Raw genomic sequence first — 25,840 nt, 5'->3', positions numbered from 1 at the left:
CATGACCACTCCGCGTTCGTCAGATCGCCACGCCCCATGACCAATTACACGGCCACGAGCGCCAGATCACTCAAAGATCCGCCGGACAGGCCCTAGAGCGGAAAGTCGAGGACCGGCATGTCTTAGCAGCTCAGATTCCGCCACGGTTCCAGACCTCGTCAGGGCGGCGGCGATCGTAGGCAGCGGCGAAGAAGTAGCAGGTAGGGGCGCTGCGCCTAGCCTCGCCGGCACTCGGAGCCTGCACGAGAATGAAGCCTTACGAGGCTTGACGAAAGCCGCCTTGCTCTGTGGCCGCGTAAGCGGCCCATGCGCCTTGCCGCAAGTGAAGGGGCTTCGCATTGTGGGGGCGCGGCAGCGCCCCACCTGGCCAGCTTCCTGGGCTTACTCCTGTCGGCCCCCTTCGGGGCCGCTCTGTCGAAGCGGGTTTCCTGATGTGCGGCCGGAGGCCGCCACTCCTACTTACCTCTTCGCCGTCGCACTTGCCGTTGGGGGCGCTGCCGCGCCTCTGCTTACCTTCGCCGCTGCACGCAAGTACGTAAGTCGCCTCACGCTGTCGGCCCCCTTCGGGGCCGCCTCGTCGAAGTGGCTTCCGACTGTGCGGCCGGAGGCCGCCACTACTGCCTACCTCTTCGCCGCTGCACGTACGTAAGTCGCTTCGACCTGTCGGCCCCAGAGGGGCCAGGCTCGTAGGGCTTTGAACCTGCTGAGATAGATAAAGAGGAGGCGAACGTTTCCCCAGGTCAAGGCATGTACCACGACACGTGCCGCGTGTCCCTCCGCCACGCCTGACGTGTACGTTCCGGGTGTTTGTACACCTGTCGGGTGTCGTCCGCTCGGGCTGAGCGCTCAGGCGGCGCGCATCCAAGGGGTGACGTCGCCGTGCACGCTGCACCTGCGGCCTCCTCGGCCGCCCTTCTGAAAGTGGTGATGCGGCAGGGTGAGGCATCGGACGGTTGAGTCGTGCCCGATGAGGTCCAACGCCTTGGCCCGCGTGACCGCGTTCGTGACGCTCTGCCTGGACGGGATGACTCCGTCATCACCGACAAGGACCGTGGCAAGCTCACCCATGCGGAACTCGGCGTGACCTATCTGGTTCGCCCGCCACAGGGCGGCGAAGTAGACGCGGTAGTGAAGTAGGTGCCCGTCGTTCCTGGCCATGAGTTCGGAGTGAGCCTGAGAAATGCCGCCCCATTCAATGCCGGGTCCGAAGTCGATGCGCACTGAGTCGTGATCCTTCCGGTGTGGCGCGGTGTGCGCCGATAGTCGGTGGTTCGCATGTGCTCCCTTCTGGTAGGCACGGCCAGCCATCAGGCTGGCTTGGGGGTAGGGCTCAGGTCAGGCGGCTTCCCGGCAGTCCCGCTCGATCCAGCGCTCCACGTCGGCGGGCCGGAAGCGCAGGTGTCCGCCGATCTTGCAGGCGGGGATGTTCAAGGTTCGGTGGTTGTTGTAGACCCACGCGGGCGTCACGCCCAGGTACTCGGCCAGGTCGGTGACGCTCATCAGGCGGGCGTTCTGCAAAGGACGGCTCCTCGGTTAGCGGAGGGGATGGTTCCCCTCGGGCTGCCCATCCTGAGTCATCGGTCCGGTTCAGTCAAACCCGGATGCGTCACGCCCTGACTTGCCCAGTGCGGTCCGGTTACGTATGTTGCTCCGCATGACGAACACCAACGATCACGAGGGCAGCGCTGCGCCCCGTGCGGGCGTCGAACAGGTCCAGCGCATCGGGGCATGGAAGGTCACCATGTGGCTTCCGCTCGACTCCACCTCGGGCAACCCCCGCGAAATCCGGATCGAGCCGCACGAGGAAGCCGACCCGCAAGAGGTAGCGCGCGGCATCACCAGCACGGTCCTGCGGCAGATCGACACAGCCAAGTTCGCGGCAGAGGTGGGGCGGCTGGCAAGGCTGGCCCTCGCTGGCCAACAGCCAGTTGAGGACTTCAGGGAGAAGCTGGCCGGCCTACCCAGGGGGCTGTCTGACGAGTACCTCGCGATCCTCTCCGCCTTCTACGTGCGGCTGGTTGAGATCGGCGAGACCGCTCCCATCCAGGCGCTCGAAAACGTCACCGGGACCAAGCAGGCCACGTTGAAGGGCCACCTTCGAGCGGCGCGACAGCGCGGCTTCCTGACCAAGGTCGAAGGAAAGGCGGGCGGGAAGCTCACGGACAAGGCGATCGAGACGGTGAAGGGGATCAAGGGTGAGGAAGCGCCACAGCCGTAACGGCTGCGACAGAGCGAGGGGGAACTAGCCGGGTGGCAAAGCGCGGCAACGGGCTCGGTGGGACTCCGGTGGAGATCCCGCGTACGGGCCGACCGAACACCTGGGGCGTGCGTACGCCCCTGCACTTCAACCCGGCGACGGGCAAGAGGGAGCGCTACTGGATAGGCCGGGAGTACAAGAACAAGACCGAGGCGGAACGGGCGCTGCGCAAGTGGCATACCGACCACGAGGCGGGCACCCTCACACCTCGCTCCGACATGACCATGGGACAGCTCATGGACGGCTGGCTCGCCAAGCATCGGGGCGAGGACACCACGAGGGAGGGGTATGAGCCGAAGATCCGGCTGCACATCAAGCCGCACATCGGCAGGGTGAAGGTGGTGGAGGTGACGGACGAGCGGCTGGACGAGCTGTACCGGCTCTTGGAGAGCACGCCCATCGAGGCGAACGGCAACAAGCCGCTCGGCCCCAAGAGCGTCCGCCACATCCACAACATCATCTCGGCTGCGCTGGACTCGGTGACCGGACCGAGGAAACTCCTCACGGTCAACCCGGCCCACACGGCAAACCCGCCGACCGAGCGGCAGATCAAGGCGGCACAGCCGGACTTCCCGACCCTCAACGATCACGAGACGGCGCACTTCCTCCGGGAGATTTGGAAGCCGTGCGGCAACCGGGCGTGCGACGGCGGACTGACCCACCACTGCCTTCGGGACGCCCCGCTGTGGACCGCTTACGCGGCCACCTCGTGTCGCCGTAGCGAAGTGCTGGGGTGGAAGTGGTCGCTCATCCACTGGGATGAGTGCGCCATCGAACTGGCCTGGGTCGTGGTCGAGGAAGGCAACACCTACCGGCTGCGCAAGCTCACCAAGGACGGAGACGACAACGCGATCATCTACGTAGACCAAGCCCTGATGAACGTCCTCAAGTGGCAGAAGGAACGCCAGCACGCGGAGCGGGACCGGCTGGGGGATCTATGGGTGGATCATGACCTCGTGTTCGCCCGTGACGGCTTCAAGCTGTACCGGGGTGAGGCAGGCGGGCCGCAGGACCCGGAGAAGGTGTCGGCTCGCTGGCGGACGGCACGTAACCGTCTGCACCTGCCGGAGAACTTCCGGCTGCACGACTGGCGGGCGTCGAAGATCACGAACGATCTGGACGCCCACGAGAACCCGGTAGAGGTCTCGGCCAACGCCCGGCATCACTCGCCGGGCTACACGATGGCGCGGTACGGCAGGCGTCGCGCTGAGGGAGCGAAGAAGCTGGCCGCTTCGAGTGCCAGCCGTATCGGCCTGTCATCCCTGGTCTGACCAGGAAGTTCGCTCGGCTGTTGGTCACGTGGTTGGTCACGCCACAGCAGGAGAAACAGAAAAACCCCAGGTGAACTGGGGTCTCTGCTGGTGTCCGAGGGGGGACTTGAACCCCCACGCCCGATAAAGGGCACTAGCACCTCAAGCTAGCGCGTCTGCCATTCCGCCACCCGGACAAGGTGTCTGTCGCGCGGCCCCGGGCCGCTCCGACGTGGAAAACCATAGCAAACAATCGAGGGTGCTCGATCACGGCCGGTTCCCTTGGGGTCCGCCGCGGGGCAGGAGGAGGATGAGGGGGACCACCGGGGGACCACACAGCGACAGTGGGAGGAATCGGCGTGAGCGAGTCGACCAGGGCGGACAAGGCCGCGCCCGTCTCGGGACCTGTCCCGGGAACTGCCTCAGGGCCCGGTCAGGGACCCGTCTCGGGTGAGGACGAGGTCGTCGACCTGTGCCGGGAGCTGATCCGGATCGACACCAGCAACTACGGCGACCACTCGGGGCCGGGGGAGCGGGCGGCGGCCGAGTATGTCGCCGGGAAGCTGGCCGAGGTCGGCCTCGAACCGCAGATCATCGAGTCCCATCGGGGCCGGGCCTCCACCGTGGCCCGTATCGAGGGCGAGGACCCGTCGCGGCCCGCCCTGCTGATCCACGGCCATACGGACGTGGTGCCTGCAGACGCCGACGACTGGACCCACCACCCCTTCTCCGGCGAGATCGCCGACGGCTGCGTCTGGGGCCGTGGCGCGGTCGATATGAAGGACATGGACGCGATGACCCTCGCCGTCGTGCGGGACCGGCTGCGCAGCGGCCGCAAGCCCCCGCGCGACGTGGTGCTCGCCTTCCTCGCGGACGAGGAGGCCGGCGGCACGTACGGGGCGCGCCATCTCGTGGACAAGCACCCCGGGCTCTTCGAGGGCGTCACCGAGGCCATCGGCGAGGTCGGCGGCTTCTCGTTCACCGTGAATGAGAAGCTGCGGCTCTATCTCGTGGAGACCGCGCAGAAGGGCATGCACTGGATGCGCCTGACCGTGGACGGCACCGCCGGGCACGGCTCCATGACCAACGACGACAACGCCATCACCGAGCTGTGCGAGGCGGTCGGACGCCTCGGCCGGCACCAGTGGCCGGTCAGGGTCACCAAGACCGTGCGGTCCTTTCTGGACGAGCTGTCCGACGCCCTGGGCACCCCGCTGGACCCGGAGGACATGGAGGCGACGCTCGCCAAGCTCGGCGGCATCGCCAAGATGGTCGGCGCCACCCTGCGCAACTCCGCCGCGCCGACCATGCTCGGCGCCGGCTACAAGGTCAATGTCATCCCCGGCCAGGCTGCCGCCCATGTCGACGGGCGCTTCCTGCCCGGCTACGAGGAGGAGTTCCTGGCCGACCTCGACCGGCTGCTCGGCCCGCGGGTGCGGCGCGAGGACGTGCACGCCGACAAGGCGCTGGAGACCAGTTTCGACGGATCGCTCGTGGACGCGATGCAGATCGCGCTGCGCGCCGAGGACCCGATCGCCCGGGCCGTGCCGTACATGCTCTCCGGCGGCACGGACGCCAAGTCCTTCGACGACCTCGGCATCCGCTGCTTCGGCTTCGCTCCGCTGAAGCTGCCGCCCGAGCTGGACTTCGCGGGCATGTTCCACGGAGTTGACGAGCGGGTGCCCGTCGACGGCCTCAAGTTCGGCGTACGAGTGCTCGACCGCTTCCTTGACGCCTGCTGAAAGCCCAGCTCGGCAAGGGCGATCGGGTGGACATCGTCCGCTGAAACGAAACTCCCATAATCGTCATCACGTGCGCTTCTTGCTGGAAAGGGTGAATGTGTGCCCGGGGGCGTGGCCCCGTGTATCACTCCTCGTTACAGGTGGTGCGGTCCGCGGCTGGGACCGCATTGCCAACAAGGAGGAATAATGATCAAGAAGGTCGTCGCCGCTGCGGCTGCCACCGGTGGTCTGGTGCTCGCGGGTGCGGGTGTGGCCATGGCCGACGCCGGTGCTCAGGGTGCCGCTGTGGGTTCCCCCGGCGTGGCCTCGGGCAACGTCGTCCAGGCTCCGGTCCACGTGCCCGTGAACGTCTGCGGCAACACGATCAACATCGTCGGGCTGCTGAACCCCGCCTTCGGCAACACCTGCATCAACAAGTGACGTGCTGACCCGGCTCGCCACGGGCCGGGGCCAGGGTCTTACCGGGCGGCCCCGGAGTGCGCGCCATGCGCTCCGGGGCCGTCTGGCTTTCCATCCGGGCCACTCTGGGCCCGGACCAGTGCTGAAGCGGGAAGGCAGAGAAACCAACCAATGCGACAGGTCACTCGCAAGGGCTTGATGACCATGGCGGCCGCGGGCGGAATGATCGCCCTCGGCGGCGGATACGCACAGGCGGACGCCGTGGCGGACGGCGGCGCGTCGAACTCCCCCGGGGTGCTCTCGGGCAACAACGTCCAGGCGCCCGTCCATGTGCCGGTCAACGTCTGCGGCAACACCGTCAACGCGGTCGCGCTGCTCAATCCGGCCATGGGCAACACCTGCACCAACGGCTCGTCCTCGTCCGGGCACGGCGACGCCTACGGCGGGGGCGGCGGTCACCAGGGCGGCGGCGGGTCGCAGGCATCCGGGGGCACCAGCGACTCGCCGGGCGTCGCGTCCGGCAACAACGTCCAGGCGCCCGTCCATGTGCCGGTCAACGTCTGCGGCAACACCGCCACGATCGGCGGGCTCGGCAACGCGACCACGGGCAACGACTGCGCCAACCAGGCGGGTCCCGCCTGGGCCGGCAACCCGGACGGACCGAGGTCCGGCAACCCCGGCCACCCCGGCACTCCGGCTGACTCGGATGATTCGGACGACTCCGACACCTCCGACCAGTCCGGCTCCGAGGGCGAGGAAGGCGGGGACGGCGCCCACGGCTCGGACGACTCCGGCGCCGCCGGAGAGCAGAAGGGCGACGACCAGGCCAAGGGCGGCGCCGAGGACGAGGCCGGCACCCCGGCCAAGGCCAAGGGCGAGGCTCGGGAGGCGGACAAGGCCGACGACGCCGGTGTGCCCGGCGGGCAGGACGTCGCCCGCGCCGCGAGCGCCGCGGAGCTCGCCGGAACCGGCACCAACGGGATGGGGCTGATCATCCCGGCAGGCGCCGGACTGCTGCTCGGCGGAGCGGTCCTGTACCGCCGCGCCCGCGCCAACGCCTGACCCCTGAAGGTCCGGCCGCCGGGCGCAACGGAGCGGGCCCCGCGTCTGCGGGGCCCGCTCCGTCTCACTGCGGTTACGCGCTGTCTCCTGAAGGTCACCAGGTGGCGCGAACCTGACGGATGATGCGTCGGCGCAGCCGCACCCTGCGGCTGCCGTCCCGGCGCAACGTCAGTCGGTCCAACTCCCAGTGACCGTACTCGGCATGGTCGGTCAGCAGACGCGTCGCCTCCTTGCGGGAAACCCCGCGTGGTACGTACACGTCGACAAATTCGTATTCCGGCATCGCAATCTATTGTGACGCCAGTGCCCCGGTACGGATAGCGTCTGCACTATGTCTGATGCTGCGCAGCCCACCGCTGCCGAGGTACGCGCCGCCGCGGAGGCGCTCAAAGCCGCGCTGGACCGTCACCTGCTGGCGGTCGAGCGCCGCACGGGTGACGACGACCCGGCCGTCTACGACGCCTTCAACGCCCTCGCCGCGGCGGCGGAGGCGTATGACGAGCGGCTGTACGACCGCTACGACGAGGTGACCCCCTTCGAGATCCCCGGCGCGGACGACTCCCTGCCGCCGTACACGGGCCCTGAGGAACCGAGCGCCCTCAGTGTGCTGATCCGCCGGGACTACGCGGTGGTCGAGCCGCAGCGACTGCTCGCACAGGCACAGCGCATCGCCGACCTGGACTCCGACGACGACCGCCGGGAGAACGCGCCCACCGTGGGCGAGAGCGTGCACGCCGCGCTCGGCGTGCTGTTCGGCGAGTTCGAGCCGGATGAAATCGCCAGCCGGCACAAGGAGTTCGGCCTTGAGGAGGGCGACTCGACGCTCTGGGTCGCCGCGGCGGAGGAACTCCCCGAGCCCGGCGAGTGGCTGACCACCCCGTTCGACCAGGCGGACCCCGAACGCGTGGTCTGCCGCTTCGACGTCAGCTCCGTCTTCGACGAGGAGGAACACCCCGAGTCCCCGTCGTAGCCCAAAACGCCCTGGGCCCTGCGCCCAGGGCGCAGCGGGACGCCCCGCCCCCGGTGGCGGAGGAGCAGGCCCTGCACCCGGGGGCGCGGCTACGTCCCGGGGCGCCGGAGGACCCCCGCACCCGGTGGTGCGGGGCAGGCCCGCACCCTTTCCCTCCCTCCCCCTACGCCCCAAGGGGCGTGGGGGACCCCCAGCCCTTTCCCGCACCCGTGCGCGTCAGACCGGAGAGCCACCCGGTGCGGGGGCGGGGTGCCCCTCCCCGGCTAAAGGCCCGCCCGCACCACAGGGACCCGCGCCGCGCTACTCCGCCACCGCGAGGATCCGCATCAGCAGCTCCCGCAGCCGCGTCGTGCGCCCCGGCGCCGGCCGGGACGTCACCGCCTCCACAAGCGCCTTCTCCGCGCCGTGCACCACGGACAGATGCCGCTCCCCGCGGCTGAACGCCGTGTACGCCCACGCCCGGCTCAGCGCCGCCCCCGCGTCGCCCGGCACCACCGCCACGACCGCCGCCCATCGCATCGCCGACGCCTGGTGCGCCGTCACCGCCCAGCCGTGCCGCAGCATCGAGCCGACCCGTGCCCTCGGCACGGTGATGCTCCCGCTCTCGCACTCCAGATGCAGCCCCTCCGCATCCGCGGAGACCACCGTGCCCATCACCGTCCGGCCGGGGGCCGGTGCATACGCCACCCGGTCGCCCGGGTCGAAGCCCCCGAAACGCCCGGGACCGGGGTTCAGCCGTTGCTTGAGTGCCGCGTTGAGCGCGCGCGTCCCCGCCGCGCCCCCATGGGCCACAGTGATCACCTGCGTGTCCTCCGCGGGCACCCCCAGCGCCCGCGGCACAGAGTCCGCGACGAGCTGCACCGTACGGTGGACCGCCTCGCCCGCGTCATGGACGGGCACGATGACGACCTCCCTGCCGGGCGCGGCCACCTCGTTCAGCTCGCCCGCGCCGATGCCCGAGACCAGCTCGCCGATCGGCCCGGGATCCGGAGTCCGGGACGCGATCCTCGGACACACATCCGCGGCCAGGACGTCCTGGAAGACTCGGCCCGCACCCGCGGAGCCCAGCACCGCGGGGTCCCCGGAGAGGAGCAGCCGGCACCCGTCGGGCAGGGACTCCACCAGCGTGGCCGCGGTCTCCACATCCAGCTGGGGCGCGTCGAGGACCGCCAGCACATCGAGCGCGAAGGCCCCCTCCTCGTCCCGGCCGGGCCCCTGCTCGCCGGAGAGCAGCCCGGCCACGGTGACGGCCTCCGGGCCGAGCCTGCGGCGGCCGTTCTCGCTGTGGACCGCGACCGCCGCTCGCAGCCCGCGCTCCCGCGCCGTCTGCGCCACGGCCGCCGCTTCGGCGCGCGCCGCCTCGCCGCCGGTGTGCAGGACGACCCCCTGCGCGCCGACGGCACGCACCAGCTCAGGCCCCTCCCACGCCTCGCCGTGCCTGGTCTTGACCAACCGGGCCAGCCCATCGGCGAGGCTCTCCTCGGCGAGGGCGTACCGGTCGAGTCCCAGGAACACCGGCACCGGCGATTCCTCTCCGGATCCGGCCTCCTCGGATCCGGCCTCCTCGGACACGCCGGCCGCTTCGGGCGCGGCGGCCTCTTCCTCCAGGCCGTCCTGGAACACCAGCACCGCACCCTCGGCCACGGCCTGCCGCAGCGCCTCCTCCGGGTCGGGGACCGACTGCCCGGCCAGGGCCCGGCGCACCGCCGAGGACTCCAGCGCGGTGTGACCCTGGAGCGCGGCCCGCTCCAGCAGCCAGGAGACCAGGGCCACGGCCCTGCGCCGGTCGCCGGGGCCGCACTCCGAGCCCAGCAGCGCCCTTGCGAAGGCGTCGGCCTGCTCCGGCCGGACACCGGGCACGGACAACAGCCGCCAGGGGTCCTCGCGCAGCAGCTGAGCCGCACGCTCCCCGAGGACGCCCGCGACCTGCCCGGCCAGCGCTTCGGGCGCACCGCCCTCGGCCAGCACGGTGGCCGCCTCCCGCACCGTCCGCGGGTCCGGCGCGGGCGGCATCGGCGCGGGCTCGGCCGCTCGGGTCCGTACCGGCGGGGCGGCGGCCGGGGCAGGCTTGCGCGGCGGGGGTGCGGGGGAGTCGAAGAACGCGGCCGCGGACTTCTCGCCGCTCTCCACGGCCCGCACCGCCGCGAGCAGTTCGGCGGCCGTGCCGCTCAGCTTGCCGCCGCTGTCCACGGGCCTGCCCTTCGCGGCCTTCCGCTCCTCGATGCGCGCCCGCAGCTCCCGCTGCGCCGCGAGCTCCGCCTCGGCCTCGGACACCTCGCCGGTCTCCGGCCCGCTCTCCTCGTCTCCTGCACCCGCTTCCCCCGCGGCTGCGCCCGCGTCACTCCCGGCCGTCCCGGAGTCAGGCTCCCCGCCCTGCGAGCCCCCGCCCTGCGAGCCCCCGCCCTGCGGCCCCCCGGCCTCGGGCCCCCCGGCGTCGGCCGTCTCCGCCACCGCCTCCGCCGTCTCAGTCGCGTCAGCGGCATGCGCGGGCTGCGTGGCTTCAGGCGCGTCGGCGGGCTCGGGGCCTCCCCCCGACGATCCGGCGGCGGCCGGGGTGCCAGGGTCAGTCCCCCGGGAAGGCACAGTCACAGCGTGCTCCAGTCCTGATCGGGATAGCGGTGCACCGGCGCCGAGACATCGTCCAGCGCCTGGCAGATCTCGTCAGGAAGACTAAGCGCCTCCACTGACAACGCGGCCGTGAGCTGCTGCGCGTTGCGCGCCCCGACGATCGGGGCCACCACGCCCGGCCGGTCCCGGACCCATGCCAGCGCCACTTCGAGCGGTGTGCTCGCCAGCCCGTCAGCCGCCGTCGCCACCGCGTCCACCACCCGGCTCGCCGCGTCGTCGAGATACGGCTCCACGAACGGCCCCCACTGCTCCGAGGCGGCCCGGGAGTCCGGCGGGGTCGCCGACCGGTACTTCCCCGTCAGCACCCCGCGCCCCAGCGGGGACGACGGCAGCAGCCCCACGCCGAGATCCAGCGCGGCGGGCAGCACCTCGCGCTCCACACCCCGCTGGAGCAGGGAGTACTCCATCTGGGTACTCGCCAGCCGGGTGCGCAGACCGGGCGCGGCGAGCTGCCAGGTGGCCGCCTTCGCCAGCTGCCAGCCGCAGAAGTTCGACACGCCGGCGTATCGGACCCGACCGCTGCTCACCGCGAGGTCGAGGGCCTGGAGCGTCTCCTCCAGCGGGGTCTGCCCATCGAAGGCGTGAACCTGCCAAAGATCCACATAGTCCGTGCCGAGCCGCTCCAGCGAGGCGTCCAGCGCGGCCAGCAGATGACCGCGCGAGCCGTCGACCCGCCGGTCAGGATCGGGCACGCCGCCCGCCTTGGTGGCGATTACCAGCTCCTGACGCGGCACCAGCCCGTCGATCAGCCTCCCCAGGACATACTCGGCCTCCCCCGCTCCATACACATCCGCTGTGTCGACCAGCGTCCCGCCCGCCTCCCAGAACGCCTTGAGCTGATCGGCCGCGTCATGCTCATCGGTGTCCCGGCCCCAGGTGAGGGTGCCGAGCCCGATCCGGGACACGCGCAGGCCGGTGTGGCCGAGATGCCTCTGCTCCATGGCCGCGAGATTACTGGCCAAGGGCGCACCCTGAGAGAGCCTGTGGACAACCTTCCTCTGACGGATCGCGCATCGGAGCGCTAGAGTCCGCGGAACGTGACGTTACTGATCGGTAAGAGCAGTGAGAGGGAACGCTTATGCGGCTCGGCATCAACCTCGGCTACTGGGGCGCGGGGATGGACGCGGACAATCTCGCGGTCGCGCAGGAGGCCGACCGGCTCGGCTACGACGTCTGCTGGGCCGCGGAGGCATACGGCTCGGACGCCCCCACCGTGCTGTCCTGGGTCGCCGCGCAGACCGAACGCATCGACGTCGGCTCCGCGATCCTGCAGATCCCCGCCCGGCAGCCCGCCATGACCGCGATGACCGCGGCCACTCTCGACTCCCTCTCCGGCGGCCGGTTCCGCCTCGGCCTCGGCGTCTCAGGACCGCAGGTCTCCGAGGGCTGGTACGGGGTGAAGTTCGACAAGCCGCTGTCCCGCACCCGCGAGTACGTCGAGATCGTCCGCAAGGCGATGACCCGGGAGCGGCTGACGTACGAGGGCGAGCACTGGACCCTGCCGCTCCCCGGCGGGCCGGGCAAGCCGATCAAGCTGACCGTCCATCCGCAGCGTGAGCACATCCCGCTGTACATCGCCGCCATCGGCCCCAAGAACCTGGAGCAGACAGGCGAGATCGCCGACGGCGCGCTGCTGATCTTCCCGTCCGCCGAGCATCTGGAGGACACCGCGATCCGGCATCTGCGCGCGGGCCGGGAGAAGGCCGGCCGGACGATGGAGGGCTTCGACGTCTGCCCCACCCTGCCGCTCGCGCTGGGCGACGACGTCAGCGCGCTCGCCGATATGTTCCGCCCGTACACCGCGCTGTACGTCGGCGGCATGGGCAGCCGCAAGCAGAACTTCTACAACCAGCTCGCGCAGCGCATGGGATACGAGAAGGAAGCCGCCGAAATCCAGGACAAGTACCTCTCGGGCGACAAGGACGGCGCGGCTGCCGCCGTCCCTCAGCAGCTGATCGACCAGACCGCGCTGCTGGGCCCGGTGAGCCGGATCGCCGACCGGATGCAGGCGTACGCCGCGGCCGGCGTCACCACGCTCACTCTCGCCCCCGCCGGCTTCACGCTCGACGAGCGGATCGGCGCGCTGCGGGCGGGCGTCGAGGCCCTGGAGACCGCCGGACTGGCCTGAGCGCTCGGCGGGAGGCGTCGCTCCGGACGCGATGCCGACTCAAGACTGCGGCCGTGGTGGGGGCTCGGGGGTCTTCCCCGCCACGGCCGTCATGCAGCACAACGCCCGACGCCCCGCTCCGGTTACGGTCCGCCGCACGCCCCGGTCGCGCCCCCGCGGCCTTCCGTACGATCCCCCGTTCGGCGGAGTTGTCCGTCCCGGTTGTTGCCTCACCTCCCGGACCGCACTTGACTCGTCCTTTGCGGATGGCGGATGCCTTCGGTTCGGATGGCTTCTATGGAGGTGGCGGCAATGCTCTCGGCCCGGAGCCTGTTCCAGGAGATCCTCGACAACGACGACTCCTTCCAGCTCTTCTGCTCGATCGCGGCCAGCGGCGAGGCCCAGGGCGGCTGGGAGAACGGCCGCATCGCCGCGCTCGTCCCCCAGAGCATGCGCGACCTCGCACCCAAGATCATCCGCCATGGCGCGGACGAGGACAAGCACGGCCGCCTGTTCAACGCGCTGCTGAAGAAGCGGAATCTGGAGCCGGTCCCGGTGCCGCCCGAGACCGACTACACCATGATCCTGGAGAAGCAGGGCATCGGCCTCGCCCACGACAAGCTGCGCCGTGACGAGCCGCTGACCGAACAGGACATCGTCGTCTACCTCTCCCACAGCCGGGTCACCGAGCAGCGCGCCGCCGACCAGATGGACATGCTGGTGAAGCACTTCGGCGACCACCCCGACGTCGGCAAGGCCATCCATATGATCTCCGGGGACGAGGACAACCACCTCGCCTACTGCCACGAGGAGTTGCTGCGGCTGGCCGCGGAGGGGCACGGGCGCACGATCCAGCGTGTGCTGCGCGAGAGTGCGCTCGCCGAGATCCGCATCTACCGCGATGTGAGCATTGCCGTGATGTCCCATATGGGACGCCTGCTGCGCTGGCCCAAGGCCAAGTCCGCGGCGCTTGCGGCCGGCATCCACGGGATGTACGCGTACGAGCGGCTCGGCGGCTGGCACCGGATGGTCAGTCTCCGGATGCCGGAGCGCCGGGGCGCGCTGGACGGCCCCCCGAGCCCCGCGCCGGCCGTCTGACGGGGGCTCCGCCCCCGGACCCCCGCGCCTCAAACTCCCCCAGCTACCGCTGGGAGGTGCCCCCACGGGGCTGAAATGTGCAGCCCCTCGCGCCTCAGTCGCCGGCGGGGCTGGGTTTCCGGCTCTTGCGCCTCGGTCGTGGGCGGGCTTGGTTGTGCTGCCCCTCGCGCCGCAAACGTCGGCGGGGTTGGACGCGCTGGGCCTCATACCCCGGTGTACTCCGGTCGTGGGGCGTGGATGGGTGTGCTGGCCCTCGCGCCCCGGTCGTCGGCGAGGCGGGATGGGCGGCGCTTGAGGACACGGCCGGAGGCCGTGCGGGGCGGGCGGCGCGAAGCTGCCGTCCCGCCCTGGGGCGCGGGGCGGCAGCTCCGCAGCCCCTCCCCCCGGAGGAGGGCTGGGGGCTTGCCCCCAGTCTTGGGAAGGGGCGGGGGAGGGGCCAGGCGACCGCACCGCGAGCGTCCCGCCCGGACGCACCCCCTAGGCTGGCCGTCATGGCCACCCTGATCCTCGTACGTCACGGACGGTCCACCGCCAACACCTCCGGCCTGCTCGCCGGCTGGACGCCCGGCGTCACCCTCGACGACCGCGGCGCCGAGCAGGCCGCCGCACTGCCGGGGCGGCTCGCCGAGGTGCCGCTCGCCGCCGCCGTCAGCAGCCCGCTGGACCGCTGCGTACAGACCCTGCAGCCGCTGCTGGAAGCCCGCCCCGGTCTGCCGCTGCACACCGACGACCGGATCGGTGAGTGCCACTACGGCGAATGGTCGGGCCGCAAGCTCGCTGAGCTGGCCGATGAGCCGCTGATGGACGTCGTACAGCGGCACCCCTCTGCCGCGGCCTTCCCTGGCGGAGAGTCCATGCGGGCCATGCAGGCGCGCGCCGTGGACGCCGTGCGGGACTGGAACGCCCGCATCGAGGAACGGCATGGCGAGGACGCCGTCTACCTCATGTGCTCACACGGCGACATCATCAAGTCGATCGTCGCGGACGCTCTGGGGATGCATCTCGACCTCTTCCAGCGGATCCATGTCGACCCGTGTTCCGTAACCGCCGTCCGTTACACCCGCACCCGCCCGTTTCTGCTGCGCCTCGGCGACACCGGAGATCTGCGTCCGCTGGCCGCCCGGAAACCCAAGGAGAAGGGTGAGGACGACGGCGAGAACGGGGCCGCCGTCGTCGGGGGCGGTGCGGGCGCACCGTGATCGGTTCGCGCAGTAGGGTGGACGGGCCGAAAGCCCGCTGACTCTCAAGGGAGACAGGACGTGTCCCGTCAGGTGTTCCTCTACGACCCGCCGGAGCGCTTTGTGGCCGGGACGGTCGGGCTGCCTGGACGCCGTACGTTCTTCCTGCAGGCGTCCGCCGGAGGGCGCGTCACCAGTGTCGCCTTGGAGAAGGCCCAGGTGGCCGCGCTCGCCGAGCGGATCGACGAGCTGCTGGACGAGGTGGTGCGCCGGACCGGGGGCAATGCCCCGGTGCCGGCGGTCGCCCCTGCCGAGATCGCCGACACCGCGCCGCTGGACTCGCCGGTGGAGGAGGAGTTCCGGGTCGGCACGATGGCGCTGGCGTGGGACGGCGAGGAACAGCGCATGATCGTCGAAGCGCAGGCGCTGGTGGAGCTGGAGGCGGACTCCGAGGAGGACCTCGCGGAGGCCGAGGAGCGGCTGCTGCAGGACGAGGAGAACGGCCCGCCGATGCTCCGCGTACGGCTCACGGGCGCGCAGGCCAGGGCCTTCGCCAAGCGGGCGCTGGACGTGGTCAACGCGGGCCGTCCGCCGTGCCCGCTGTGCAGTCTGCCGCTCGACCCGGAAGGACATGTATGCCCGCGTCAGAACGGATACCGGCGAGGCCTGTGACGAAGACAGCTGCCGGGAACACGGCCGATGTGCTGGCCAACGGCGAGCTGACCGTCCGCGGCAGGGTCCGTGAGGCGTCGAACGCCGTGCTGTTCTGCTCGGTCTCGTACGACGGCGAGGAGGCGCGGTGCGTGTACAAACCCGTCGCGGGGGAGCGGCCACTGTGGGACTTCCCCGACGGAACGCTCGCCCAGCGGGAAGTGGCGGCGTACGAACTGTCCGAGGCGCTGGGCTGGGGCCTGGTGCCGCCGACCGTGCTGCGGGACGGGCCGTACGGGGAGGGCATGGTCCAGCTCTGGGTGGACGCCGACCCGGCCGGGTCGCTGCTGGCGCTGGTCGAGACGGATGAGCCGGGGGACGGCTGGAAGGCGGTCGGGTTCGCCGACGTCGGCGGGGGGCGTACCGCCCTGCTGGTGCACGCGGACGACCCCCGGCTGCGGAGGCTGGCGGTGCTGGACGCGGTGATCAACAACGGCGACCGCAAGGGCGGGCATCTGCTGCCCACGGCGGACGGACACCTGTACGCCATCGACCACGGGGTCACCTTCCATGTGGACCCCAAGCTGCGGACGCTGCTGTGGGGGTGGGCGGGCGAGCCGCTCCCGCCGGAGGCGACGGACGCCCTGCGCGACCTGACCGCCGCCCTCCGCCCGGGAGCCCGGCTGGCCGCCCGCCTCGCGGACCTGCTCACCTCCGCCGAGGTGGACGCCCTCCGCGCCCGCGTGAGCACCCTGACGGCGGACGGCCGCCACCCCTCCCCATCCGGCGACTGGCCGGCGATCCCCTGGCCACCCGTCTGACGCCGCGCCTGCCCGCCGCGCCTTGGCCCGTGAGCATCCGGCCGGGCGTACATACGCCTGCCACCGCGGCACCCGACGTCTGCGCAAAGCACGGACCTCAGCCGTGACACCACGCAACGGGGGCGGAGCCGGGGCCGACGCGGGGGGTTTGGGGGCAGCAGGCTGTGCCCAGCGCCCGCCTGGCGGGGGCTGGGCGGCGCGGGAGCGTGCATGCGGCGTCGGCCCGGTGCGGGGTATGGGGGCCGCGGGCTGCGCTGGGCGTTGGCCCGGTGCGGGGGCTGGGCGGGGCGGGAGCGTGTATGCGGCGTCGGCCCGGTGTGGGGTATGGGCGCGGCGGGCTGCGCTGGGCGTCGGCCGGTGTGGGGTTCGGGGGCAGCAGGCTGTGCCCAGCGACCGCCTGGCGGGGGCTGGGCGGCGCGGGAGCGTGCATGCGGCGTCGGCCCGGTGTGGGGTATGGGGGCCGCGGGCTGCGCTGGGCGTTGGCCGGTGTGGGGTTCGGGGGCCGCGAGCTGCGCTGGGCGTTGGCCGGTGTGGGATTCGGGGGCCGCGGGCTGCGCGCAGCGCCAGGTCCGCGCGGGGCGGGGGCGGAGCCCCGCTCCCATTAGGGCGGGTGGGTGGGAAAGAGCCCGCGAGCAGCGCAGGGCGGCCGTGGCAGGGCGTGGGGGCGCAGCCCCCGCATACAAGGGCGGGCGGGTGGGGTCAAGAACGCCTATTCGGCCAACAGGCGTCCTCCGGTTCGTATCCGGAACTGGCGTCCGGTTAGGCTCGACACATGCATGCCTGGCCCGCTTCTGAGGTCCCCGCCCTGCCCGGCAAGGGCCGCGACCTTCGGATCCACGACACCGCGACCGGTGGTCTGGTGACCCTCGACCCCGGTCCCGTCGCCCGTATCTACGTCTGCGGGATCACCCCGTACGACGCGACCCACATGGGTCACGCGGCGACCTACAACGCGTTCGACCTCGTTCAGCGCGTGTGGCTCGACACCAAGCGGCAGGTTCACTACGTCCAGAACGTCACTGATGTGGACGATCCCCTCCTGGAGCGGGCCGTCCGCGACGGACAGGACTGGACGGAGCTCGCCGAGCGGGAGACCGCCCTGTTCCGGGAGGACATGACCGCTCTGCGTATGCTCCCGCCCCGCCACTACATCGGCGCGGTCGAGGCGATACCCGGCATCGTGCCCCTCGTGGAGCGCCTCCGGGACGCTGGGGCCGCCTATGAACTCGACGGGGACGTCTACTTCTCCGTCGAGGCCGACCCGCACTTCGGCGAGGTGTCGCGTCTCGACGCCGAGGCGATGAAGCTGCTGTCCGCCGAACGCGGCGGCGACCCCGAGCGCCCCGGGAAGAAGAACCCGCTCGACCCGCTGCTCTGGATGGCCGCCCGTGAGGGCGAGCCCAGCTGGGACGGCGGCTCTCTCGGGCCCGGACGCCCCGGCTGGCACATCGAGTGCGTCGCCATCGCCCTCGACCATCTCGGCATGGGCTTCGACGTCCAGGGCGGCGGCTCCGACCTCGCCTTCCCGCACCACGAGATGGGCGCCTCGCACGCCCAGGCCCTCACCGGCGAACACCCCTTCGCCAAGGCGTATGTGCACGCAGGCATGGTCGCCCTGAACGGCGAGAAGATGTCCAAGTCCAAGGGCAATCTCGTCTTTGTGAGCGCCCTGCGCCGTGACGGCGTCGACCCGGCGGCCATCCGGCTCGCCCTGCTCTCGCATCACTACCGCGCCGACTGGGAGTGGACGGATCAGGTCCTCGAAGAGGCCGTTGAGCGTCTCGGCCGCTGGCGCGCGGCTGTCTCCCGCCCTGACGGGCCCTCGGCAGACACGCTCGTCGAGGAGCTCCGCGAGGCACTCGCCAACGACCTCGACGCCCCGTCCGCGCTGCTCGCGGTGGACCGCTGGGCGGCCCGTCAGCAGTCCGGGGGCGGTACGGACGAGTCGGCGCCCGGCCTTGTCTCCCGTGCCGTCGACGCCCTGCTGGGCGTGGCGCTCTGACGACAGGCGACAAGCGACAAGCGACAAGCGGGGCGGCGGCCACTCCGGCCGCCGCCCCGCTTCTCTCTTTTCTGTCCGCCGACGTTCTTCCATCCGCCCGCCGACGCTCAGTCGTCCGACGAGTCCTCGTCCGAATCCGCCTCCGGCTGTTGCTTCGGCGGCTTCGGCGGCCGCGTCCGCCCGCTCGACGGGTCGCGGAGATACGATCCCCCCTCGCCGCCGTCCGTGGCGTGCCCCGGACCCGGCTGCTGCCCCGGGCCCTGCTGACCGGGGCCCCCGTCCCGCCGCCGCAGATACCGCTCGAACTCGCGGGCGATCGCCTCACCCGAGGCCTCCGGAAGCTCCGCGGTGTCCCGCGCCTCCTCCAGCGTCTGGACGTACTCCGCCACCTCGCTGTCCTCGGCGGCCAGTTGGTCCACGCCGAGCTGCCAGGCCCGTGCGTCCTCGGGCAGTTCGCCCAGCGGGATCCGCAGCCCGATGAGATCCTCCAGGCGGTTGAGCAGCGCCAGCGTCGCCTTCGGGTTGGGCGGCTGCGACACATAGTGCGGCACCGCGGCCCATAGGCTGACGGCCGGAACGCCGGCGTGGGTGCACGCCTCCTGGAGGATGCCGACGATTCCGGTCGGCCCCTCGTAGCGGGTCTCCTCCAGATCCATCGTCCGCGCCAGATCCGCATCGGAGGTGATGCCGGTGACCGGCACCGGCCGGGTGTGCGGGGTGTCGCCGAGCAGCGCGCCGAGGATGACGACCATCTCGACGCCCAGCTCATGGGCGAAGCCCAGAAGCTCATTGCAGAACGATCGCCACCGCATGGACGGCTCTATGCCGCGGACCAGCACCAGATCGCGCGGCTTGTCGCCGCCGACCCGGACCACGGACAGCCGGGTGGTGGGCCAGGTGATCTTCCGTACCCCGCCGTCCAGCCACACCGTGGGCCGGTTGACCTGGAAGTCGTAGTAGTCCTCGGCGTCGAGTGCCGCGAACACCTCGCCCTTCCATTCCCGGTCCAGGTGTGCGACCGCGGTGGAGGCGGCGTCGCCGGCGTCGTTCCAGCCTTCGAACGCGGCCACCATGACCGGGTCGATCAGCTCGGGAACCCCCTCGAGCTCGATCACCCAGTGCCTCCTTCCGAAGTTCCCTGTTCGTACGCCCCAACCTTACGGCGTACCCGCGGCCCCTCCGCAGCCCCCGTGCACGCCAGGGTGAACTTCGAGAAGGAGGGCGCAAGGAGAGAAGACATCGGATAACTGAAACGTCCGACTCTTGATTCATCCGAGCTATCTCCGGAGTGTGGCCGGAATGCTTCGGTGGAAGGGGCTGCGCCCCACGGGCAGTCCCGGCAGCAGTGCCGCCACACATCCGATGGCGCGTGGACCTCTCACCGTCGCGCCACGGTGCCCGGCCACCGCCCGGCCGCCGCTCGGGCAGCGCTCGGACCAGTGTCCGCACAGCCCTCCGGTGGCCCTCGGGCGGCCCTCAGGCGTCACTCGTGCGTCACTCGGGCATGGATCTCAGCCACTGCTCCACCCCGGCGACATGCACCGTCGCCCACGCGTGCGCCGCCTCCGCGTCCCGGTCCCGCAGCGCGGTCAGGATCGCCCGGTGCTCGTACAGCGTGCGGCTGACGGCATGCCGCTCGACCAGCCCGCGCCAGACCCTGGTCCTGGTGGTCGGCCCGGAGAGCCCGTTCAGCAGCGAGCAGAGCACGCCGTTCCCGGACGACTGCACGATGGTGCGGTGGAACTCCAGGTCCGCCGCGACCAGTTCGTCCACCGCCGCGGCCCGCCCGAGCAGATCCAGCTGTGCCTCCAGCGCATCCAGCTCCCGGTCGCCGATGCGGAGTGCCGCCATCGCGGTCGCGGCCGGCTCCAGAATGCGGCGGACGGCGAGAAACTCCAGCGCCGTGTCGTCCCGGTGGAAGTCGACGACAAACCCCAGGGCCTCAAGCAGCAGTTGGGGATCGAGGCTGGTGACATAGGTGCCGTCACCCTGCCGTACGTCCAGAATGCGGATGAGGGACAGGGCGCGCACTGCCTCGCGCAGCGAATTGCGGGACAGGCCCAGATCCGCGGCCAGTTCGCTCTCTTTGGGAAGGCGGTCGCCCGGGCGCAGCGCACCGGAGACGATCATTTCCTTGATCTTCTCGATGGCCTCGTCCGTTACGGCCATGGCATCCCCCTTGTCGCTCGGACTTATCGGCTAGACATCCGATGTCTAAGTCGATCTCTGAGCGTACAACGAGGGCGGCCCCCTCAGGAGCCGCCCTCGCGATGGTGATCCTTTTTCGTGACCTCCGGCCGGGCCGTCAGCCCTTCTTGGCCAGCAGGTCTTCCACCTTTGCGCGGATGGAGTCGTCCGCCAGGCCGCGGATCGTCAGCGTCGTACGCCGGCGTAGCACGTCGTCCGCGGTCTCGGCCCACTCATGGTCGCGCGCGTACACGACCTGCGCCCAGATCTCCGGCGCGTCCGGGTGGATGCGCTCGCCCAGCTCCGGGTTGTCGTATGCGAGGCGGGCGATGTCGAAGGAGAGCGAACCGTAGTGCGTGGCCAGATGGCGCGCGGTGTCCGCGGCCATGCGCGGGCCCGGGGTGCCGCCGTCGACCAGCAGCCGGTGCGCGACCGCGTTCGGGTTGGATATGCCCGGCAGCGGCAGCTTCTTGGGCAGCGAAGACATCGGCGCCATGTCCTCTGTGAGCGGCTGGCCCGGCAGCTCGGCCAGCTTGTTCATCACCGTACGGCCGATGTGACGGAAGGTGGTCCACTTGCCGCCGGCCACGGACAGCATGCCGCCGCGGCCTTCGGTGACCACCGTCTCGCGCTTGGCCTTCGAGGTGTCGCCGGGGCCGCCCGGCAGCACCCGCAGACCCGCGAACGCATAGGTGATCAGATCGCGCGAAAGCTGCTGGTCGCGGACGGAGAAGGCGGCCTCGTCCAGGATCTGGGCGATGTCCTTCTCATTGACCGCGACATCCGCCGGGTCCCCCTCGAACTCCTCGTCCGTGGTGCCCAGCAGCAGCATGTCCTCCCAGGGGAGGGCGAAGGTGATGCGGTACTTGTCGATCGGGGTCGCCAGCGCCGCACGCCACGGGGAGGTCCGCTTGAGGACCAGGTGCGCGCCCTTGGACAGCCGGATGGAGGGGGCCGCGTTCGGGTCCTCCATCTTCCGCAGGTGGTCGACCCAGGGGCCGGTGGCGTTGAGCACCAGCCGGGCGTTCACGCCGAACTCACTGCCGTCCAGGCGGTCCTTGAGGTCCGCGCCGGTGACCCGGCCCTTGGTGAAGCGCAGGCCGGTGACCTCGGCGTGGTTGATCACAGTGGCGCCCGCCTCGACGGCCGCGCGGACCGTCATCAGCGCCATCCGGGCGTCGTTCATCTGGTCGTCCCCGTATACGGCGACGGCCTTGAGGTTGTCCGTGCGCAGCTCCGGCACATCGCGCTGCGCCTTGGCCGGGGAGATCACATGCCCGACGCCGTCGCCGAACGCCGACAGCGCCGAATAGGCGAACACACCCGCGCCCAGTTTCGCCGCGCCGTGCGGCCCGCCCTTGTAGACCGGCAGATAGAAGGTGAGCGGGTTGGAGAGGTGGGGGGCCACCTCCCGGGAGACCGCACGGCGCTCGAAGTGGTTCTCCGCGACCAGCTTGACCGCGCCGGTCTGCAGATAGCGCAGACCGCCGTGGAGCAGCTTGGAGGAGGCGGAGGAGGTGGCGCCGGCGAAGTCGCCGGCGTCCACCAGGGCCACCCGCAGCCCGGACTGCGCGGCGTGCCAGGCGGTGGAGATGCCCAGAATGCCGCCGCCGATCACCAGGAGGTCATAGGTCGCCTGGGAAAGCTGCTCCCGGGTCTCGGCTCGGCTCGGCAGGGAACCGGAGGCCGGGTGCGTACCCAGTGCGGGGACGCTCTGCAGGGTGGTCATTGTCGCTAGCTCCTCGTCAGCTCTCGTCCTCGTCGATCCAGCCCATGGTCCGCTCGACGGCCTTGAGCCAGTTCTTGTACTCGCGGTCGCGGATCTCCGCGTCCATGCGGGGGGTCCACTCGGCGGCCCGGCGCCAGTTGGCGCGCAGCGCGTCGGTGTCCGGCCAGAAGCCGACGGCCAGGCCGGCGGCGTAGGCGGCGCCGAGGCAGGTCGTCTCGGCGACCATCGGGCGCACCACGGGTGCGTCCAGGACGTCCGAGAGGGTCTGCATCAGCAGGTTGTTGGAGGTCATGCCGCCGTCGACCTTCAGCGCGCTCAGCTCGACGCCGGAGTCCTTCGTCATGGCGTCGGTGATCTCGCGGGTCTGCCAGGCGGTGGCCTCAAGCACGGCGCGCGCGATGTGCGCCTTGGTGACATAGCGGGTCAGCCCGGCGATCACGCCGCGGGCGTCGGAGCGCCAGTACGGGGCGAACAGACCGGAGAAGGCGGGCACGAAGTAGGCGCCGCCGTTGTCCTCGACCGAGGAGGCCAGGGTCTCGATCTCGGCCGCGGTGCTGATCAGGCCCATCTGGTCGCGCATCCACTGCACCAGCGAGCCGGTGACGGCGATCGAGCCCTCCAGGGCGTAGACCGGCTTCTTGTCGCCGATCTGGTAGCCGACGGTGGTCAGCAGGCCGCTGTAGGAGTTGATGACCTTGTCGCCGGTGTTCATCAGCATGAAGGTGCCGGTGCCGTAGGTCGACTTGGCCTCGCCCTCGGCGAAGCAGGTCTGGCCGAACAGGGCGGCCTGCTGGTCGCCCAGCGCGGAGGCGACCGGCACGCCGTCCAGGACGCCGCCCTTGACCTGGCCGTACACCTCGGCGGAGGAGCGGATCTCCGGCAGGACGGTGGCCGGGACCTCCATGGACTCGAGGATCTTCTCGTCCCACTCCATGGTGTGGAGGTTCATCAGCATGGTGCGGGAGGCGTTGGTGACGTCCGTGACATGGTGGCCGCCGTCGACGCCGCCGGTCAGGTTCCAGATGACCCAGGAGTCCATCGTGCCGAAGAGGATCTCGCCGCGCTCGGCGCGCTCGCGCAGGCCCTCGACGTTGTCGAGCAGCCAGCGGACCTTCGGTCCGGCGAAGTAGGACGCCAGGGGCAGACCGGTCTCCCGGCGGAAGCGGTCCTGGCCGACGTTGCGGCCGAGCTCCTTGCAGAGCGCGGTGGTGCGGGTGTCCTGCCAGACGATGGCGTTGTGGACGGGCTCACCGGTGTTCTTGTCCCACAGCAGCGTGGTCTCGCGCTGGTTGGTGATGCCGATGGCCTTGACGTCGGCGGCGGTGATGCCCGCCTTCTCGATGGCGCTGGCGACGACCTGCTGGACGTTCTCCCAGATCTCGGTGGCGTTGTGCTCCACCCAGCCGGGCTTGGGGAAGATCTGCTCGTGCTCCTTCTGGTCGACGGAGACGATGCGTCCGTCGCGGTCGAAGACGATGCAGCGGCTGGAGGTGGTGCCCTGGTCGATGGCCGCAATGAACGGGCCGGTGCCGTGCGAGGCGGTGGCAGTCATGAAAGTGCTCCTCAGAAGTCTGTGACGGTCGGCTCAGGCAAACGCGATGTTGTAGATACCCGCGGCAGCGGCCGCGCCGATCAGCGGACCGGCGATGGGAATCCACGCGTAGCTCCAGTCGGAGCCGCCCTTGTTGGGCAGCGGGAGCAGGGCGTGCACGATACGGGGGCCGAGGTCACGCGCGGGGTTGATGGCGTAACCGGTCGGACCGCCGAGGGAGAGGCCGATCGAGACCACGACGAACGCGACGATCAGTCCACCGAGCGGGCCCAGGCCCTTGCCGCTCTCATTGAGGCCCTGAGTGAGCACGGCCAGCACGAGCACCAGCGTGCCGATGGCCTCAGTGGTGAGGTTCTGCCAGACATTGCGGACCTCGGGGCCGGTGGAGAAGACGCCGAGCACCGGGCCGGGGCCGGCGTCGGCCGGCTTGTCCGCGATCTCCGGATCACGCAGATGCGCCTGGAACTGGCCGTAGTAGGCGAGCCACACCAGGGCCGCGCCGAGCATGGCGCCGACCAGCTGGCCCGCGAAGTAGACCGGGGCGTTGCTCCAGTCCCCGTCCTTTATCGCGATGCCGACGGTGACGGCCGGATTCAGATGCGCGCCGGAGAGCGATCCCGCCGTGTAGACGGCGGTCATGACGGCGAAGCCCCACCCGAAGGTGATGGCCACCCAGCCGGCGTTCTGCGCCTTGGAGCGCTTGAGTACGACGGCGGCCACGACGCCGCCGCCGAGCAGGATGAGTACGGCGGTACCAATGATCTCGCCGATGAAGATGTCGGAGCTGGACACCCGCGACTCCTTTGTCCTTCGTCCAGGGGAAGGCGAACCCCGGGTCCCTCCGGTGGTCCGCGCCCTCAGGTGAGGGCGATGCCGGCCCTTGGCGTTGCCACACTCTAGCGCGTATTGCCGGTAGGTGTTCGACAATGCCGACCGATGAACGGAAGTTTTGCCCTCGGGTTAACGGGACGTCAAGGGTTCGGTTGGCCGAAACCCCGATCGTTATCGTCGTTACTGATCGTCTGCCAAAGCTGGGCATATCGTCGCAAGAGGTCACGCCAGACACCCCTCAGCGCTGCCCGCCTGGCCTAAAAGCGACCTGCTCCAAGATCGCGGGACACCGCTCTGGCGCAGTCCCGCACCGCCGCGATCAGCTCGGACCGCAGCTCGCCGGAGTTGCACACGCGCTCCACTGCCCCGGTGATGGCGACCGCTCCGACCGGCATCCGGCGGCGGTCGTGGATCGGGGCGGCCACAGACGCCACGCCGTCCCAGGTCTCCTCCACATCACAGGCCCAGCCGCGGGCCCGCGTCTCGTCCAGCAGAGCCTCGAACTCCTCAAGGCCGGTGACGGTGCGCGGGGTCAGCGCCTTGCGGTCCGCCTCGATCGCCTCGCTGTGCGCCACGGGGTCGTAGGCGGAGAGCACCTTGCCCAGGGCGGTGCAGTGCAGGGGCTGCATGGCCCCCACCTCCAGGACCTGTCTGCTGTCGTCGGGGCGGAAGACATGGTGGATGACCAGCACCCCGTGCTGGTGCAGCACGCCCAGATGGACGCTCTCGCCGCTGGAGCGGGCCAGATCGTCCGTCCAGACCAGGGCGCGGGCCCGCAGCTCATGCACATCGAGATAGCTGTTGCCGAGCCGGAGCAGCTCCGCGCCCAGCTGGTAGCGCCCGGAGATCTCGTCCTGCTCGACGAAGCCCTCGGCCTGGAGGGTGCGCAGGATGCCATGGGCCGTTCCCTTGGCAAGCCCCAGCGAGGAGGCGATGTCGGACAGGCCCAGTCGCCGTTCCCCGCCTGCGAGCAGACGCAGCACCGCTGCGGCCCGCTCGAGCGACTGGATGTTCTTCGCCATCGGCTCGGCCTCTTCTCTCCGCTTCTCAACTGCAGGGCCAACGACAGGACCCTGCAGGTTCGACAATGCTGAACAGTATCGGTCCATGTCGACCATCTGTCACCGCACCACGAGTCCGCCAGGGCCGGTGAGACGGGCCACCCCGCACGACAGAATGCCGTCCGCCCCCTGGACGCACTCGACCCCCCACGGGGCTGCCCGGCTACTCTGGCCCCGTGCGGCTTCCATTAGGAAGACGCAAAGCCGACAGCCGTCGCATCCCAGGGAGTGCATTCCATGGCCTCGTCGCCGACCCCTTCCCCCGCCGCCTCTGCCTCCGCAGACAGCAGCACCCGAGCAGCAGCCCTCCGCGAA

General features: G+C 70.7%; 23 protein-coding genes and 1 tRNA gene. 12 read left to right on the top strand and 12 right to left on the bottom strand.

Translation table 11 applies throughout. The annotated features are described in order from the left end of the window. Window positions 1-846: 846 nt before the first annotated feature. The gene (locus tag OF819_RS27830; protein ID WP_267246415.1) at window positions 847-1,221 is read right to left on the bottom strand and encodes a hypothetical protein; all 375 of its coding nucleotides are present in this window, start codon (window positions 1,219-1,221) and stop codon (window positions 847-849) included. 114 nt (window positions 1,222-1,335) lie between these two features. Further along, window positions 1,336-1,518: a helix-turn-helix domain-containing protein gene (locus OF819_RS27825; RefSeq protein WP_267246414.1), complete on the bottom strand. Its 183-nt coding sequence runs from the start codon at window positions 1,516-1,518 to the stop codon at window positions 1,336-1,338. Window positions 1,519-1,654: 136 nt separating this feature from the next. On the opposite strand from OF819_RS27825, the gene OF819_RS27820 reads away from it, so the two are divergent. Continuing rightward, window positions 1,655-2,218, top strand: coding sequence for a hypothetical protein (locus tag OF819_RS27820; protein ID WP_267246413.1), 564 nt, complete (start codon window positions 1,655-1,657; stop codon window positions 2,216-2,218). A 107-nt stretch (window positions 2,219-2,325) separates the two neighbouring features. Continuing rightward, the gene (locus OF819_RS27815) at window positions 2,326-3,528 is read left to right on the top strand and encodes a tyrosine-type recombinase/integrase (protein ID WP_267246412.1); all 1,203 of its coding nucleotides are present in this window, start codon (window positions 2,326-2,328) and stop codon (window positions 3,526-3,528) included. An 88-nt stretch (window positions 3,529-3,616) separates the two neighbouring features. On the opposite strand, the gene OF819_RS27810 is transcribed toward OF819_RS27815, so the two are convergent. After that, window positions 3,617-3,704, bottom strand: a tRNA-Leu gene (locus OF819_RS27810). 162 nt (window positions 3,705-3,866) lie between these two features. On the opposite strand from OF819_RS27810, the gene OF819_RS27805 reads away from it, so the two are divergent. From OF819_RS27805 to OF819_RS29160, 3 genes are all read left to right on the top strand, one after another. Continuing rightward, window positions 3,867-5,249 carry a M20/M25/M40 family metallo-hydrolase gene (locus OF819_RS27805; protein WP_267246411.1) on the top strand — a complete coding sequence of 461 codons (1,383 nt, stop codon included), beginning with the start codon at window positions 3,867-3,869 and terminating at the stop codon, window positions 5,247-5,249. A 186-nt stretch (window positions 5,250-5,435) separates the two neighbouring features. Then, on the top strand, window positions 5,436-5,669 hold the full coding sequence (gene chpH / locus OF819_RS27800) for a chaplin ChpH (protein ID WP_267246410.1): 234 nt from the start codon (window positions 5,436-5,438) through the stop codon (window positions 5,667-5,669). A gap of 150 nt (window positions 5,670-5,819) precedes the next feature. After that, entirely contained in the window at window positions 5,820-6,710 is an 891-nt protein-coding gene (locus tag OF819_RS29160; protein ID WP_323748976.1) for a chaplin, read from the top strand. 94 nt (window positions 6,711-6,804) lie between these two features. Here OF819_RS29160 and OF819_RS27785 read toward each other — a convergent pair whose 3' ends face one another. After that, window positions 6,805-6,993, bottom strand: coding sequence for a DUF5703 family protein (locus OF819_RS27785; RefSeq protein ID WP_137990344.1), 189 nt, complete (start codon window positions 6,991-6,993; stop codon window positions 6,805-6,807). Between the two features lie 48 nt (window positions 6,994-7,041). Here OF819_RS27785 and OF819_RS27780 point away from each other — a divergent pair, with 48 nt between their 5' ends. After that, window positions 7,042-7,680, top strand: coding sequence for a hypothetical protein (locus OF819_RS27780; protein WP_267246409.1), 639 nt, complete (start codon window positions 7,042-7,044; stop codon window positions 7,678-7,680). A 300-nt stretch (window positions 7,681-7,980) separates the two neighbouring features. On the opposite strand, the gene OF819_RS27775 is transcribed toward OF819_RS27780, so the two are convergent. Continuing rightward, window positions 7,981-10,269 carry a helix-hairpin-helix domain-containing protein gene (locus tag OF819_RS27775; protein ID WP_267246408.1) on the bottom strand — a complete coding sequence of 763 codons (2,289 nt, stop codon included), beginning with the start codon at window positions 10,267-10,269 and terminating at the stop codon, window positions 7,981-7,983. After that, complete coding sequence (locus OF819_RS27770; RefSeq protein ID WP_267246407.1) at window positions 10,266-11,249, bottom strand: aldo/keto reductase; 984 nt, start codon at window positions 11,247-11,249, stop codon at window positions 10,266-10,268. The genes OF819_RS27775 and OF819_RS27770 overlap by 4 nt, the downstream gene beginning before the upstream one ends. Window positions 11,250-11,386: 137 nt before the next feature. Here OF819_RS27770 and OF819_RS27765 point away from each other — a divergent pair, with 137 nt between their 5' ends. The 6 genes from OF819_RS27765 (at window position 11,387) to mshC (ending at window position 18,165) form a co-directional block, all read left to right on the top strand. Then, the gene (locus tag OF819_RS27765) at window positions 11,387-12,436 is read left to right on the top strand and encodes an LLM class F420-dependent oxidoreductase (RefSeq protein ID WP_267246406.1); all 1,050 of its coding nucleotides are present in this window, start codon (window positions 11,387-11,389) and stop codon (window positions 12,434-12,436) included. Between the two features lie 291 nt (window positions 12,437-12,727). Beyond that, window positions 12,728-13,513: a ferritin-like domain-containing protein gene (locus OF819_RS27760; RefSeq protein ID WP_267246405.1), complete on the top strand. Its 786-nt coding sequence runs from the start codon at window positions 12,728-12,730 to the stop codon at window positions 13,511-13,513. A 491-nt stretch (window positions 13,514-14,004) separates the two neighbouring features. Further along, on the top strand, window positions 14,005-14,712 hold the full coding sequence (locus OF819_RS27755; RefSeq protein WP_267246404.1) for a histidine phosphatase family protein: 708 nt from the start codon (window positions 14,005-14,007) through the stop codon (window positions 14,710-14,712). Between the two features lie 60 nt (window positions 14,713-14,772). Continuing rightward, the gene (locus tag OF819_RS27750) at window positions 14,773-15,363 is read left to right on the top strand and encodes a DUF3090 domain-containing protein (protein ID WP_267246403.1); all 591 of its coding nucleotides are present in this window, start codon (window positions 14,773-14,775) and stop codon (window positions 15,361-15,363) included. Further along, on the top strand, window positions 15,327-16,163 hold the full coding sequence (locus OF819_RS27745; RefSeq protein ID WP_267246402.1) for an SCO1664 family protein: 837 nt from the start codon (window positions 15,327-15,329) through the stop codon (window positions 16,161-16,163). The genes OF819_RS27750 and OF819_RS27745 overlap by 37 nt, the downstream gene beginning before the upstream one ends. A 772-nt stretch (window positions 16,164-16,935) precedes the next feature. Next, complete coding sequence (gene mshC / locus OF819_RS27740; protein ID WP_267246401.1) at window positions 16,936-18,165, top strand: cysteine--1-D-myo-inosityl 2-amino-2-deoxy-alpha-D-glucopyranoside ligase; 1,230 nt, start codon at window positions 16,936-16,938, stop codon at window positions 18,163-18,165. Window positions 18,166-18,272: 107 nt separating this feature from the next. Here mshC and OF819_RS27735 read toward each other — a convergent pair whose 3' ends face one another. The 6 genes from OF819_RS27735 to OF819_RS27710 all read right to left on the bottom strand — a co-directional run bounded on the left by OF819_RS27735 (window position 18,273) and on the right by OF819_RS27710 (window position 25,486). Then, complete coding sequence (locus OF819_RS27735; protein WP_267246400.1) at window positions 18,273-19,280, bottom strand: PAC2 family protein; 1,008 nt, start codon at window positions 19,278-19,280, stop codon at window positions 18,273-18,275. Between the two features lie 379 nt (window positions 19,281-19,659). Continuing rightward, complete coding sequence (locus OF819_RS27730; RefSeq protein WP_267246399.1) at window positions 19,660-20,334, bottom strand: FadR/GntR family transcriptional regulator; 675 nt, start codon at window positions 20,332-20,334, stop codon at window positions 19,660-19,662. A 136-nt stretch (window positions 20,335-20,470) separates the two neighbouring features. Beyond that, window positions 20,471-22,081, bottom strand: coding sequence for a glycerol-3-phosphate dehydrogenase/oxidase (locus tag OF819_RS27725; protein WP_267246398.1), 1,611 nt, complete (start codon window positions 22,079-22,081; stop codon window positions 20,471-20,473). Window positions 22,082-22,097: 16 nt separating this feature from the next. Beyond that, window positions 22,098-23,633, bottom strand: coding sequence for a glycerol kinase GlpK (gene glpK, locus OF819_RS27720; protein WP_267246397.1), 1,536 nt, complete (start codon window positions 23,631-23,633; stop codon window positions 22,098-22,100). Between the two features lie 33 nt (window positions 23,634-23,666). Next, window positions 23,667-24,425: an MIP/aquaporin family protein gene (locus OF819_RS27715; RefSeq protein ID WP_267246396.1), complete on the bottom strand. Its 759-nt coding sequence runs from the start codon at window positions 24,423-24,425 to the stop codon at window positions 23,667-23,669. Between the two features lie 296 nt (window positions 24,426-24,721). After that, window positions 24,722-25,486 carry an IclR family transcriptional regulator gene (locus OF819_RS27710; RefSeq protein ID WP_267246395.1) on the bottom strand — a complete coding sequence of 255 codons (765 nt, stop codon included), beginning with the start codon at window positions 25,484-25,486 and terminating at the stop codon, window positions 24,722-24,724. Window positions 25,487-25,840: the final 354 nt, after the last annotated feature.

It is taken from the genome of Streptomyces sp. PR69 (assembly GCF_026420845.1).
Classification (GTDB): domain Bacteria; phylum Actinomycetota; class Actinomycetes; order Streptomycetales; family Streptomycetaceae; genus Streptomyces.
This window is presented reverse-complemented; position numbering and strand designations above follow the sequence as displayed.

Bases quoted from the DNA above. Each gene is read 5' to 3' on its own strand.
- OF819_RS27785 (WP_137990344.1), bottom strand. From the start codon at position 6,993: ATGCCGGAATACGAATTTGTCGACGTGTACGTACCACGCGGGGTTTCC.
- OF819_RS29160 (WP_323748976.1), top strand. From the start codon at position 5,820: ATGCGACAGGTCACTCGCAAGGGCTTGATGACCATGGCGGCCGCGGGC.
- OF819_RS27760 (WP_267246405.1), top strand. From the start codon at position 12,728: ATGCTCTCGGCCCGGAGCCTGTTCCAGGAGATCCTCGACAACGACGAC.
- OF819_RS27710 (WP_267246395.1), bottom strand. From the start codon at position 25,486: ATGGCGAAGAACATCCAGTCGCTCGAGCGGGCCGCAGCGGTGCTGCGT.
- mshC (WP_267246401.1), top strand. From the start codon at position 16,936: ATGCATGCCTGGCCCGCTTCTGAGGTCCCCGCCCTGCCCGGCAAGGGC.
- glpK (WP_267246397.1), bottom strand. From the start codon at position 23,633: ATGACTGCCACCGCCTCGCACGGCACCGGCCCGTTCATTGCGGCCATC.
- chpH (WP_267246410.1), top strand. From the start codon at position 5,436: ATGATCAAGAAGGTCGTCGCCGCTGCGGCTGCCACCGGTGGTCTGGTG.
- OF819_RS27755 (WP_267246404.1), top strand. From the start codon at position 14,005: ATGGCCACCCTGATCCTCGTACGTCACGGACGGTCCACCGCCAACACC.
- OF819_RS27770 (WP_267246407.1), bottom strand. From the start codon at position 11,249: ATGGAGCAGAGGCATCTCGGCCACACCGGCCTGCGCGTGTCCCGGATC.
- OF819_RS27820 (WP_267246413.1), top strand. From the start codon at position 1,655: ATGACGAACACCAACGATCACGAGGGCAGCGCTGCGCCCCGTGCGGGC.
- OF819_RS27730 (WP_267246399.1), bottom strand. From the start codon at position 20,334: ATGGCCGTAACGGACGAGGCCATCGAGAAGATCAAGGAAATGATCGTC.
- OF819_RS27725 (WP_267246398.1), bottom strand. From the start codon at position 22,081: ATGACCACCCTGCAGAGCGTCCCCGCACTGGGTACGCACCCGGCCTCC.
- OF819_RS27745 (WP_267246402.1), top strand. From the start codon at position 15,327: ATGCCCGCGTCAGAACGGATACCGGCGAGGCCTGTGACGAAGACAGCT.
- OF819_RS27765 (WP_267246406.1), top strand. From the start codon at position 11,387: ATGCGGCTCGGCATCAACCTCGGCTACTGGGGCGCGGGGATGGACGCG.
- OF819_RS27780 (WP_267246409.1), top strand. From the start codon at position 7,042: ATGTCTGATGCTGCGCAGCCCACCGCTGCCGAGGTACGCGCCGCCGCG.